This window comes from Mesoplasma entomophilum (genome assembly GCF_002804125.1).
Lineage (GTDB): Bacteria > Bacillota_I > Bacilli_A > Mycoplasmatales > Mycoplasmataceae > Mesoplasma > Mesoplasma entomophilum.
In genome coordinates, this window is sequence record NZ_CP024966.1 from 813,027 (window position 1) to 826,552 (window position 13,526).

The following is a 13,526-nucleotide window of genomic DNA, read 5'->3' on the forward strand; positions in this document are numbered from 1 at the left end:
CTTTATTTATTTTACCAATTTTTTTATTTTTTTGTTTTCTTTTGAACTTTTTGCTTTTCAACTTTATTCTTTTGTTTTTCGGGTTTATCAGCTTGCTTTGCCTTTTTACTTTCTTCTTTTATATTTTTATTTTCAATTAATGTTTTTAATTTTTTTTCAGAAATTAATTCGGTTCCTTCATCAAACAATAATTCATCTTTCGCTACAAGTGTCGCCGCAAAAACTCCTCCAGTTACATTAGTTGCTGTTCTACCCATGTCAAATAAACCATCAATTGCTCCAAAAATTGCATACACAGGAGCAAAGTAAGTTCCAAAACCAATTCCATTTAAAACAGCTGACGTAACGACTGTTGCTGTACCGGGCACACCAGCAATTCCAATACTTGCTACTATTGTTGTGAATAATCCTAAAATAAAGAATGCAAAAATATTCATCTCAGCAACGGTTGCTGATCCTGTATATAAAACAGATGTTATCAAGCCGGCTTGAACTCCTGCGCAAGCTACTAATCCAAGAGATGTTGATAGGGGTGCAACAATACTTGTTACTTTTTCTTTAATTTTCATTTCATTTGTTAAAGTGTCAATTGTAACTGGTAAAGTTGCATTTGATGATTGTGTTGAGAAACCTTGAATTAAAGGTTTTCATGCATTTTTTCATCATGCTTTTACATTTATTCCTGATAAAAATAAAATTAATGTCATAAATCCTAGCATAATTATTAAACCTAAATATCCAACAGCTAATATTAAACCAATAGATGCCAATGCGCCTATTGCTCTAGTCGTGATTGATGTTGTTAACATAGCCATTACTGCTAATGGCATTATTTTCATAAATGTCATTAATATAGACATAACTATATCCCAAGCTCTGTCCATGAAGTTCATTAAATTATCCATTGACTCAGCATGTTTTTTTCTTACGAATGTTGTAGCGTATCCAATTAACGCAGCAAGTACAATAACAGGTATAATCGCTGTTGCTGATAATGTAGCAACAAAATTAGATGGTATATACCCTCAAATTATTTCTGGTAAAGCTTTAGAGTCTGTTCTTCCAGAACCACCAGGTATTTGTTGATCAAAATTTAATCCTTTTCCAATTTTTAAAGCATATCCTATTCAGAAAGTTATTGTGAAAGCTATAGCAACGTTAATTAATAATATAGCTATAGCTTTTCCTGATATTCTTCCCAAACCTTTGTTTCCAGGTTTAGCAACAACTCTAAAAATTGCAATAAATACAACAGGTATTGTAATTAGTAAAATACCATTAATAAATATTTGTCTTAACATTGATGCTCATGTGTTAAATTCAATTATTCAATCAATCCCAGATTTGATTTCTGGTGAAAAAGAAATTGCAGAAATAAAAGCAACATTTTCACCTTTTGCATCTTTAAATAAAGATATCTTTGTTAGACCATTTATTACCGCTTCATATCCTTCTATTCCGATTATTGTTTTTATTTGAACATAATCACCTTTTATTTCTTTCATTCCTTCAAGATTTGGTTTTTTAATATAATATTCTGAAATATCCAATCAGTTTCCATCCACTAGTGCCCAAGCTGATTTTCCATCATGTGAAAATCATGAACCCCCAGGAAAACCTATAATAGCTTGAATAACTATACCAAATATTAATCCTATACTCATTCCAATTAAAATTCTGTATACAAACTTAATTTTTATTTGCTTTAATCCATATCAAAACCCACCCATTAAACCAAAAAACAATACAATCGCTAAAAGTGATTGCCATGTGCTTATGCTTAAAAAGTTTTGAAGAAAAGTTTCTTTGAAACTGCTTAATAACATTTTTATGTCCTCTTTTTCTTTATTTATTTTATGTTAGCTTACTTAGAGCAATATGAATAATATCTGTTGTACGTGAAAATGGTGGAGAATATGGTAAATCAATTTGCTCTAAAGCTTCATCCACTTTAGTCTTTGCTCAAATTAATCCAACAAGTCCGTAAATTCTTAAAACAGATTTATTTTTACCTATCATTTGTGCATTTATTATTTCTTTTGTCTTCAAATCAATAATTATTCTTAATCATAAATCTTCCTGACCACTTAAATAATTAGTATGATCTTTATCTTTTATTAGTATTTCTTTTGTTTGTATATTGTTCATTTCAATAAACATTCTATTTTCGCCAGTTCTTGCTAACTCTAAATCAAAAAACCTTATTATTGTTGTTCCTAATGCTCCAACAAATTTACTAGATTTATTTTGATTTATATTATTTGCTATAATTTTTGCTTGTTTGTTAGCAACAGTCGCTAGGTAAAATGTTCTTGTGTTTTTATATAAATAACTTAAACTACTACAACAATCTCCGCCTGCATACACATTTGGAATGTTAGTTTCACAATATTCATTAATTTTAATAGCTCCATTTTTTTCTAATTCCAATTTTGAATCTTTTAAAAAATGTGTATTTGGCAAAACACCAATACTTAAAATTACAACATCACACTCAATAATTTCACCTTTTATTGTTTTAGCTGCACACACTTTATTATTTGAATCTTTTATAAATTCGATTACTTCATTTTCTTTACATAAGTTTATACCTTGTTTAATGATTTCATTTTCAACTAAATCAGTAAACTCTTTATCAAATAAATTTTTAAGCACACGATCGGCTTTTTCAATAATTGATATTTTTGCTTTTGTTGCATGCTTGATATTTTCAACCATTTCAAGCCCTATAAGTCCTGATCCTATTATTAGGACTTTACTATTATCAGTAATAGTGTTTTTAATAATTATTCCGTCCTCTTTAGAATTAACAGTAAAAATATTTTTAGCATCAATATTCTTAATATCCGGAACTATAGGTTTAGCTCCAACAGCAATTACCAAATTATCATAAGATATTTTTTCATTTTTAAATAAAATGACTTTATTATCAAAATCAATACTTTCAACTTTAGTTTTACTTAATACAGAAATTCCTGATTCTTCAAACTTTTCAATTTTTCTTGCAATTAATGTTTCAGGATTTTCAAAATTATGACCTACAAAATATGGGATTCCACATGCTCCAAGGGAAACATAATCCTTATCTTGAATAACGATTATTTCACTATTCTTATCTAATCTTTTAAGTTTAGCCGCAACACCCATACCAGTTGCAGAACCACCAATAATAATTGTTTTCATTTTTACTCCTTTTTGAAATTATTTATATTATAGTCCTATTTTTAAAAAAGTAAAAAGTTATCATAAAACTATAGTTTTAATTTAATAATATATATATGCACAAATTTAAAAAAAACAATTTTAGTTGAAATTCTCTTCTGAAAAGGTTTTAATTATTCAATGAAAGAAGTGTGAATATGACAAAATATTTAGTATTACTTGAATCACCGTCAAAGGTTGAAAAAATAAAGCATTATCTAGAAAAAAACTTTTCAGAAGATTCTTTTGAGGTTTTAGCTAGCGGTGGGCACATTAATAAAATTGCTGACTCTGGCCCTTGAGGTTTAGGTATAGACCTTCAAACAATGACACCAACTTTTAAAATTGAAGCAACGAAAAGAAAAAATGTTTCAGAAATTGTTAAAGCTGGAAAAAATGCTGACAAAATTATTCTTGCTTCCGATCCTGACCGTGAGGGAGAAGCCATTGCTTGACACCTTGCAAATTTATTTACAAAAGACAATAAAGAAATAAAAAGAATTGCATTTAATGAAATTACTGAGAGCGCAATTGTTAAGGCTTTTAGCGAAATGAGAGAAATTGATTTAGATTTAGTTAATGCTCAATTATCTAGACAAATGTTAGACAAAATTATTGGGTACATGGTTTCTAACTCATTGCAAAAGAGCACAGGTTTATTAAGTGCTGGTAGAGTTCAAACACCTGCTTTAAAAATTCTAGTTGATCGAGACAAAATAATTAAAGCTTTCGTTGAAATTGTTTATAAAAAAATATTTGTTGTTGACGAAAAACAAAATGTTAAGTTATTTTTATATAAAGATGACAACAACTTAGTCGTTAACGATCCAAAAAATTATTACATTTCTGAAGAGCAATCAAAAGTTATTAAAAATAATTTAGGTGTTGAGTACAAGTGCACAAAATATAAATCTAAAGAGTTTGAAGTTAGAAGTTTTAAACCTTACTCTACAGCAAGTTTGTTGCAAGATGGATTTAGCAAATTAAGAATGAGTGCTGCTCAAATTACAGTTGCAGCTCAAAAACTTTATGAAGCTGGACTTGTTACTTATATAAGAACAGACTCAAACAGATACTCAAGTGATTTTGTTGCTGAAGCTAAAAACTTTATTAATAAAAATTTTAAAGGTGATCTTTTCAAAGAAGCTGTTACAGTTAAAACACAAGCAAATGCTCAGGAGGCACATGAATCAATTAGACCAACTGATTTAAATCAAAGACCTGAAAGTATTTCTTCACAAATTGAAGACAAAAATATGATCAGACTTTACAATTTAATTTGATGAAATACAGTTAAATCATTAATGAAAGGACCAAGTGGTTTCTACCATAACTGGACTTTCTGAAATAACGGTTATGAATTTAAGCAAAGTTGAAAAGAGGTTTTAGATTTAGGATACAACAAATTAGATAAATCAGAAACTGATGAGGATATCGAGCTTGATGAAAATGACGATGAAATTTCAAATGATTACGAAGTTAAACCACCTTTTGAATTTAAAGAAAATTATGTTTTTACTATAGGTAAAGAAGCAATCATTACTGAGGATGCTAAAACTTCTCCTCCAAGAATGTTTAACCAGGCTAGTCTTGTTAGAGAATTGAAAGATTTAGGGATTGGGAGACCTTCTACTTATACTCCAACTCTTTCAAAACTAAAAGAACGTGAATACGCTATACCTCATAGAGGTAAACCTTTTGAAGTAACAGAAAAAGGTTATCAAGCAGAAGAATTTTTATACCAAAAATATGAGGATTTTTTTAATTTTAATTACACTGCTAAAATGGAAGAAACCCTTGATGAAATTGCCGAAGGTAGCTTTGATCATAAAGATTGAATTAAATCTATATATGAAGAACTTAGTGAATCTGTTAAAGCACAAATTCAGGAAGCAAAAACTAGTGACATTAAATGTCCAAGATGTCATGAAGGTAGCTTAGTTTTTATTAAATCAAAATTTGGTAGGGGAAGAGGTTGCTCAAACTTTACTACTACAAAATGTGGATATCGTGAATATGAACAAAAAGATGGTTCGTGATTAGAATATGTAGCAAAACCAAAAGAAGAAAAAGAAAAGACAAAGAATTAATCCTTTGTCCTTTTTTATTACGATTTTAAGGATTTTAAAATTGAAAAAATTTCATCTTTTTCCTTTAATGCATTTTCTAATGTTTCATCATCTATTAAATAAATTTGCTTATTAATATTATTACAATTTATAACAAAATAACTTTGTAATTCAAAATTTGAAAATTTAACTTCTTTGAATCTTTCTTTTAATAATTCGTTGTATAAAACAACTTGTAGTGCTTCTTTATTTTTGGCAAGTAGCTTTGTTGTTTTAATGTCACCAATCACATATTTTTTCAGTTTTGAATTAATTATTAATATATCCAATGTACCAACATATTCTTTACCTATCATCGATAATTCACTTATTATTTCTCATCCTTCTGACTCAGGAAAGTCAATTGTTATTTTATTTAAAACTGATATCAATCAGTCTTTCATTTCAGCATGTGAATAGGTTTGACAACAGCTTTTTTCAACTCCGTTATTTATGAAATTTTCGGCAATTTTATGCAAATGAAGTCCTCTAATTATTCCAAATTCAAGTATTTGCTTTCCTTCAGATGTTTTCGCAAATGATGTATCAAAAACATGATGGGGCAATAAGTCCATTAGTTTAGTGACACTTGGTTTTTCTACTTCTATTCCATTTAAATAATATTTATGCGTTCTTTCATCAATAAATACATTATTTTTTAAAATTTTTTCAACTTTTTTCATGAATACCACCTTAAAAACTTATTATACAAAAAAAGAGTAAGTTTTATTTAACACTTGAGTGATAAGAAATTTAACTAATTTACTAATCAATAATAGCAAAAGATTAAAATAAAACGCTTTGCGTTTTATTTTTTGAATTTTGATTTTATTCAGTTTATTATTCAGAAGCCGTCATTAAGATTAGTTGGTAATACTAAATTTAAAATAATTCCTGTAAACGCTGCTAATCCTAATCCTGGAAGATTGAATGAGCTTATGTTTATTTCTTCTCCAAGAACACTAAGAACAACTCCTATTACTAAAACAGTTGCTGATATAAATACATTTCGCATATTCATAAAGTCAGTTTTGCTTGTAACCATAATTCTTACACCATTTATACTTATAAATCCAAACATGATTATTCCAACACCACCCATTACTGGTTCTGGTAGCATTGATATTATTTGGTTAACTGGTGCAACAAACGATAATATAATTGCTATAACTGCAGCTCCACCTGTAACCCACACAGATGCAACTTTTGTCATACCAATAACCGCTGTATTTTCACCATATGTTGTATTTGGTGGTCCACCAACTAATCCATCAAATACAATTGAAACACCATCTGCAATTAATGTCCTATGAATACCTGGGTCTTTTACAAAATCCTTTTTAGTTATATAACCCATCGCTATATGATCACCAATATGTTCAGCCATTGCAATTATTGCTAATGGTGAGATTGCTAATATAGCTGGCAAAATATTTTTTGCTTCTTGTTTTCATAACGGTTTAAATGAAGGATATCACTCTCACTGCGAAACATCGGTTATTTTTGTGGTATCTATTAATGTTGAATTCTTCATTGAAAAATGAATTATTAAACTTAAGACAAAACCTGACAAAATACCAATCATTACTGGTATAACTTTTGCTATACCTTTAGCTTTTAATGTAACTATCACTGTTACCATAAAAGTGAATATCGCAATTAAAGCTGCAATTCATTGTTTATAGCCCTTTGCTGCTTCAGCTCAACTTTTTGCGCTTGTAATTCCTGCGTTAGCAAGTGCTGATGGAGCAGCGCTTAGTCCAATAACCATGATTAAAGGTCCTATAACAATAACTGGGAATATTTTTTCAATAAAACCAGTACCCAAATAGTAAACTAATATTCCAAATAAAATATAAATTAGCCCTGCAACCATAATAGCAACAAACACTGAATTTCCATAAGCTTGATAATTCATTCCGATCGCAGTCATATAAGCAAATGAGCTTCCTAAATACATTGGAACTTTTGCCTTAGTCAGAGCAATATAAATTAATGTACCTACTCCTGAGCAAAATAAGGCCATTGATGATGTCATAACAACTTCATTCGCTAAACCATTAATAATAATTGGCACAAGTACTGTTGAACCAAACATTGCAAATACATGTTGAATTGAAAATATAAATCACTGACAATAGCTTTTAGGTTTTTCTCTAGGCTCTAAAGCCAAGCCAATTTCTTCTTGTTTTACTTCTTGCATTTTTCCCCTCTTTCTGTTTTTACAAAAAAAATAATCGTCTATAAAAGACGATTATTTGGTTGTTAAAAACTTATTTATGATTATTGACGGCTTATCGTGAATTGTTATATTTGACTTCTTCATAATAACCTCCAATAAATCCTAAAATTTATTATAGGTTATTTAAATAAAAAAATCTATATTCCTGTTGAATTTAATTGAGTTTGTAATTCCTTATAGTTTGGACAGTATCTTTCAACAAAGTGTCAAAACTCTTTTGAATGATTTGGATGCAAGATATGAGTTAATTCATGAATGATAACATAACTGATAATTTCATCATTAAAATGTAGTAATTTAGTATTATAGGCAATCTTCAGTTCTTTTGGTAAACAATATCCTCATTTAGCTTTCATTAATTTAACATTAACATTTCTAAATTGAACATTCATTTTTAAACTTCAATCTATTGTTCTTGATATAAATCAGTTTTTGTAATGCTTAGCTAATATACTGTAAAGTTTTTTAATTTGTTCTTCGTGATTAAAATAATTTTTCATATAAATTTTATTATTTTCAATTTTTGATCTAGTTAAAGTTTCATCTATTATAATTTCTATTTCCTCATCAAATATTTTAACTCATGGTTTCAATGTATTTAGGTCATATACTGAGGCTATAATATGTTGATTTTGAACAGAAACTATTTTTGAAATATTTTTATAAATAATTTTTTCAACTTCTCAGTCAGCTGTGTTAAGTGGCGCACTAATTCTCACTTCACCTTGCACAACCCTTAAAATGATGTGTTTTTGTTCTTTATATGTAATAGTATAGTTTAAATTATTGCCTTGATATGACAAGGTCTTTTTCATTTTTATACTAGACATTGAATTTAAAGAAGCAAACATCACCATCTTGCATAATGTAGCCTTTACCTTCAAGACGCATTTTGCCAGACTCTTTAACTTTCTTTTCATCACCTAATTCAATTAAATCTTTAACATTATAAATGTCAGCCTTGATGAATCCTCTTTCAAAATCTGTATGGATAACTCCTGCACATTGAGGAGCAGTTCAACCTTTTTTGTACTGTCAACTTCTTGCTTCTTGTGGTCCAGCTGTAAAATATGTTTCTAAGTCTAAAGCCTCATAAGCAGCCTTAATAACTTGTTCTAATCCTGAGTATTTAACACCCAAATCATTTAAAAATTCTGTTTTTTCTTCGGGAGTTGCTTCACTTAAATCTTCCTCAATTTTTGCACATATTTTGACTACTGAAGCATTGTTTTTAGAAGCAAACTCTTTAACCTGTTTAACATAATCATTGTCATCCATTAATTCATCATCATTAACATTAGCGACGTAAATAAAAGTTTTAGCAGTTAAAAATTGAAATCCTTTAAGAATTTTGTTTTCTTCTTCGTTTAATTCTAAAGTGTTTAAAAGCCTATTTTGTTCTAAGCAAGCTTCGGCTTTTTTTAATACTTCCATTTCAGCTGCAAAAGTTTTATCTCCACCACGAACTTTTGGAGTTATTCTTTCAATACGTTTTTTAATGGTTGCTTCATCAGATAACATTAACTCTAAATTAATGATTTCGATATCTCTAATAGGGTCAACACTTCCCTCAACGTGTGTTATATCTTTATTTTCAAAACATCTAACAACTTCACAAATTGCATCAGTCTCTCTAATGTTAGCTAAAAAAGCATTACCCAAACCTTCACCTTTTGAAGCTCCAGCAATTAAACCTGCAATATCAACAAATTCTATTGTCGTAGCTATTTTTTTCTTTGAATTAAATATTTCATTAATTTTATCTAATCTTTCGTCTGGAACTTCAACAACACCTACGTTTGGTTCTATTGTTGCAAATGGATAATTCGCTGCTTCTACATTTGAATTTGTTATTGCATTAAATAAAGTTGATTTACCTACATTTGGTAATCCTACTATTCCTACTTTTAAACTCATGATTATTCTCCTTCTTTTTTTATTATTTGTTTTATTTGTTTATCTAAAACACTTCTTCTTAATTCTATAAATAAATCAAACTTGTCAGTACTTTTAAATTTGTATAGCGCACCAATGCGAATCAGTTCTCATTTTATAGTTCCACTTGGGTGCGATTTTTTAAAGACAACTAAATTACCAATTTGTAATTCTGTATGCATTATTTTTTACCGCTCTCTTTAACTATTTTCGCATATTCTCTTGGATAAAGTTCTGGGGTTGATTTTTCTTTTTCATAAAATAAATTTATTCTTTCTCCGAAACCTGTATCAGCAAGGGACTGTTTATTAGTTAATTTTATTTTAAGTTTTTGATCAATATTTTTTGAGTTTTTTATTTCTTCATCAGCTCTTGGCCCTTTTAACAAAATTATTTTTCCTTGAATCTTTAAGAATCTAACGGCTAATTCTAAAATCACATCCAAATATGCAACAGCTCTAGAAATTGCTATATCATATTTTTCGTTTTCAATTCTAGCCAATTCTTCTGCTCTTGCGTGTTTTGCTTCAATCTGTTTTAGGTTTAGTTTTTTGATTACAATGTTAAGAAAATTTATCTTCTTATTATTTGAGTCAATTAGAGTAATGTCTGTTTCAGGAAAAAATATTTTTAAAACTATTCCTGGGAAACCAGGCCCTGTTCCAATATCTATAATTTTTTGATTATCAATTTTTGTTTCCTTTGTAAATAATAAGGAATCTAAAAAATGTTTTTCATAAACATCTTCTTCATTTGTTATTCTTGTTAAATTATATTTTAAGTTTTCTTCAACAAGTATTTTATAATACTCATTTAATTTATCTTTTATTTCTTCTGATGGAACAAAGCCTAAATTGTCTTCAAAAATTTTTCAATTATTAAACATTGTTCACATCTCCTTTTCTTCTTTTAACTTAAATTATTATAGCACATACCTTCTTTTTTGATTGCTAAATAAAAAGGAACATAAGTTCCTTTGTTTACTAAAATAAATTTTTTCTTGCTTTTAAGAAATAATCCAAACCACTATATAAACTGAATGCTACAGCTATATACATTGGAATTAAAATCAATTGTTCTTGTCAAACTTCTATATTAAGAGTAAATGAGCTAAAAAAGAATAAGATTGATAATCCAATCATTTGAAAAACTGTTTTTAATTTTCCAAAAATTCCTGCTGATAAAGTTATGTTTTTTGAACTCAATATCATTCTAATAAAATCTACAAATATATCTCTTAGAATTAAGACTAAAGTTACTCAAACAGGTATTATAGAAATACTTGAAGCAAATAAAATTAAAGTTGCATTAACAAGTAATTTGTCTGCTATTGGATCAAAGAATTTCCCAAATTCTGTAACTTGATTATTCTTTCTAGCTAAGTATCCATCTAAAAAATCTGTGAAACTGGCTACGATAAATACAATACCAGCTAATAGCATTGTTAATGTTATATGGAATGTTGAAGTGCCAGTTCCAATTATAAAACTTTTATCTCAATCACAAATGTTTGATATAACAAGCATAACAACAATAGGAACTAAAAGTAATCTTATTAAAGTTAATCAATTAGGTAGATTTAATTTTTGTTTTTGTTTCATTGTTTAATTCTCTAAGTTCTTGGGCTTCTTTGGCTGCCATTCAGTTATTAACTTTCATGTTTTTATCAATTTCGCCTTCAAATCCATTTTCAAATGGATTTATTTTGAACATTCTTTCTTGTAATAATCATATAACAATTGTCGCTAATAAAGTAACGATGAAAATAATTGTAAACATCATTCCACCATTTGTTTTTCAATTCATGTCAGATGAATCAATTAATTGAGGTGCTAAGAAAACAATTAATCCACATATTGTAAAGAATAAGAATAATGTTGTTGAAATGATTGCTGAAGGTCAAAAGAATTTAACTTTACTTACTTTTACTTTTTGAGTTTTTCTATTTCACATTGCTGCAATCATTAACATTGATATAACAATAAATATTAGAACTACACAAACTGATGACATTATTCCTACATAGAACGTAGGAGATGTTAAATAAGCAATGTAAATTACTTTTTGAGTTTCAGGATCAAGGAAATTTATGTTTACATTTGTTGACATACCAGTTCATTTTCCATGAGATGAAAGACTACCTACTAAAATTAACGCAACATAAAAAGTTGCTGATATAGCCATTTGTGTAAAAGCTGATTTTTTAAATCCGTTACCGCCTTTTCTTAAATATGTTAATTTCATATTATAATCTGATAGTAAATTAGACGTTCCAAAATGTGTAAACATATTTATATTTAGTAAGCATATTAAAAACATTATTAAGTAAACAACTGTACTTGCAGCTTTTATTGATGTGTTTGATGGATGTTTACTGAAACCTGAAAATACTTGTATTAAAACAGTTTCAACACTTCCATCACCACCTAAAAATAAGGATATAGCCATTAAAACATAAAACATTGTTATGAATGTTAATCCTGAAATAATCGCGATTGGTACAACTTGTTTGTTTTTAGCACTCTTTTGAGTATTGGCTGTAAAAATATAGCCATCAAATGAAAAAAGTATAGCTCCCATTCCCCCTAAAAAGTTCATGAAAAGTAAATCTGTTCCACTCTCCATTCCCATTCCATTACCTTTGTGATTTGAACCTAATATTGCGATTAAAAATCCTGCAAAAAAAGCTATTATTAAAGGTATAAATTTAATAAACATTGCAAAAAATTGCATCTTTCTTGAAATATTTGCTGAATACACATTCACAAAAGCAAATAGTACAAATAGTGAAACTCCCACAAGTATGTAAACACTCAATAAGGTTTTCGGATCTGGAGTTATTCCTGTGAAAGCAAAAAAGTAGGCAATAGTTAAGCTTACAAATATTGATTGATAAGCTGGCATATAAATAGTTGTATATAATACAGAAACAAATGACGCAAATTTTCTATTTATAAATAATTTACATCAGTTGCTTACTGTTCCATTACCTTCTTTTTCGGTTGATTTTGCTATTTCCATAAAAACTACAATTGAAATAACACATACTAGTCCAATTGTTAGTCATAACACAGTAGCTATTCAAGGACTCTTTGTTTGGCTTATTAGTTCTTGGTTTTTAACATAAATTCCTGAACCAATACAAATTCCTACAATAAGTAAAAATAAGTATCAAAATTCATAAACCTTAGAACTTTTATCTCTTTTTTTAAACATTGATTTTTTCTCTTTCTTTTTTAAAGTTAGTTATAAAAAAATATATCAAAAAAATAGAGGCAAAACAAGTCCAAGTAAAAAGACACATATAAATGTGCCTTTAAAAGTATTATTTTTTAGTTAGATTTAACAGCAACTTCAAGTGCAATTTCAACCATTTGCATAAAATTGTTTTGTCTTTCTTCGGCTGTTGTAACTTCTTTTGTTACCAAGTTATCAGAAATTGTTAACAAGCATGCAGCTTGTTTTTTAGCCCTAATTGCATTTGCAAATAGAGCTACAGATTCCATTTCAACAACATCTAAATTGTTTTCTTTTACAAATTCAGTAATATCATCATGACGATAAAATACATCAGCTGAGTGAGCTCTACCTGTTAAGGTTTTAATATTTTTTTCTTCTGCTATTTTTTCAATTAATGAATAAAGTTTAGTTCCTGCTTTAATAACTTTATCATCAATGTTAGCTGCTAGTTTAGCATAGTTACTATCACCGTAAGCTTCTTTTACGTTATAAACATCGTAAACTTTTATTTCTTTTTTATAACTTCCTGCTGATCCAATTCTAATAATGTTTTCAACATCATAAAAATTAAATAATTCATATGAATAGATTCCAATACTTGGACAACCCATCCCACTTCCGGCTATTGTTACTTCTATACCTTTATAAGTTCCGGTGTACATGAACATATTTCTAACTTCATTAACTAATTTAACATTTTCTAAATACGTTTCAGCAATTTTTTTAGCTCTTAATGGATCCCCTGGCATTAAAACTGTTTTTGCAATTTCTTCTTTTTTTGCACTAATGTGTGGTGTCAT

The 13,526-nt window shown here is 28.3% G+C and carries 12 protein-coding genes; 1 reads left to right on the forward strand and 11 read right to left on the reverse strand.

Features of this window, described 5'->3' with window-relative positions; all coding sequences use genetic code 4:
* Window positions 1-23 precede the first annotated feature (23 nt).
* Both MENTO_RS03625 and MENTO_RS03630 read right to left on the reverse strand, forming a co-directional pair.
* A complete protein-coding gene (locus tag MENTO_RS03625) occupies window positions 24-1,826 on the reverse strand; it encodes a dicarboxylate/amino acid:cation symporter (protein WP_099651491.1) in 1,803 nt (600 codons plus the stop codon).
* Window positions 1,827-1,854: 28 nt separating this feature from the next.
* Window positions 1,855-3,183, reverse strand: a complete 1,329-nt coding sequence (locus MENTO_RS03630) for an FAD-dependent oxidoreductase (RefSeq protein ID WP_099651492.1) — start codon at window positions 3,181-3,183, stop codon at window positions 1,855-1,857.
* 176 nt (window positions 3,184-3,359) lie between these two features.
* On the opposite strand from MENTO_RS03630, the gene MENTO_RS03635 reads away from it, so the two are divergent.
* Window positions 3,360-5,291 carry a type IA DNA topoisomerase gene (locus MENTO_RS03635; RefSeq protein ID WP_099651493.1) on the forward strand — a complete coding sequence of 644 codons (1,932 nt, stop codon included), beginning with the start codon at window positions 3,360-3,362 and terminating at the stop codon, window positions 5,289-5,291.
* Between the two features lie 17 nt (window positions 5,292-5,308).
* Here the strand turns inward: MENTO_RS03635 and MENTO_RS03640 are convergent, their stop codons facing one another.
* The 9 genes from MENTO_RS03640 to deoD all read right to left on the reverse strand — a co-directional run bounded on the left by MENTO_RS03640 (window position 5,309) and on the right by deoD (window position 13,526).
* Window positions 5,309-5,992 (reverse strand): hypothetical protein, encoded by a 684-nt coding sequence (locus tag MENTO_RS03640; protein WP_099651494.1) that lies wholly within the window; start codon window positions 5,990-5,992, stop codon window positions 5,309-5,311.
* Window positions 5,993-6,117: 125 nt separating this feature from the next.
* The gene (locus MENTO_RS03645; RefSeq protein ID WP_099651495.1) at window positions 6,118-7,512 is read right to left on the reverse strand and encodes a uracil-xanthine permease family protein; all 1,395 of its coding nucleotides are present in this window, start codon (window positions 7,510-7,512) and stop codon (window positions 6,118-6,120) included.
* Window positions 7,513-7,688: 176 nt separating this feature from the next.
* Window positions 7,689-8,366, reverse strand: a complete 678-nt coding sequence (locus tag MENTO_RS03650; protein ID WP_244162688.1) for a YgjP family zinc-dependent metalloprotease — start codon at window positions 8,364-8,366, stop codon at window positions 7,689-7,691.
* A 7-nt stretch (window positions 8,367-8,373) separates the two neighbouring features.
* Window positions 8,374-9,468 (reverse strand): redox-regulated ATPase YchF, encoded by a 1,095-nt coding sequence (gene ychF / locus MENTO_RS03655; RefSeq protein WP_099651496.1) that lies wholly within the window; start codon window positions 9,466-9,468, stop codon window positions 8,374-8,376.
* A 2-nt stretch (window positions 9,469-9,470) separates the two neighbouring features.
* A complete protein-coding gene (locus tag MENTO_RS03660) occupies window positions 9,471-9,668 on the reverse strand; it encodes a DUF951 family protein (protein WP_099651497.1) in 198 nt (65 codons plus the stop codon).
* Window positions 9,668-10,372 carry a 16S rRNA (guanine(527)-N(7))-methyltransferase RsmG gene (rsmG, locus tag MENTO_RS03665; protein ID WP_167372697.1) on the reverse strand — a complete coding sequence of 235 codons (705 nt, stop codon included), beginning with the start codon at window positions 10,370-10,372 and terminating at the stop codon, window positions 9,668-9,670. Before rsmG ends, MENTO_RS03660 begins: the two co-directional genes overlap by 1 nt.
* 97 nt (window positions 10,373-10,469) lie before the next feature.
* The gene (gene pgsA / locus MENTO_RS03670; protein ID WP_099651499.1) at window positions 10,470-11,087 is read right to left on the reverse strand and encodes a CDP-diacylglycerol--glycerol-3-phosphate 3-phosphatidyltransferase; all 618 of its coding nucleotides are present in this window, start codon (window positions 11,085-11,087) and stop codon (window positions 10,470-10,472) included.
* Window positions 11,056-12,702, reverse strand: a complete 1,647-nt coding sequence (locus tag MENTO_RS03675) for an APC family permease (RefSeq protein WP_167372698.1) — start codon at window positions 12,700-12,702, stop codon at window positions 11,056-11,058. Before MENTO_RS03675 ends, pgsA begins: the two co-directional genes overlap by 32 nt.
* A 116-nt stretch (window positions 12,703-12,818) precedes the next feature.
* Window positions 12,819-13,526 (reverse strand): purine-nucleoside phosphorylase, encoded by a 708-nt coding sequence (gene deoD / locus MENTO_RS03680; protein ID WP_099651500.1) that lies wholly within the window; start codon window positions 13,524-13,526, stop codon window positions 12,819-12,821.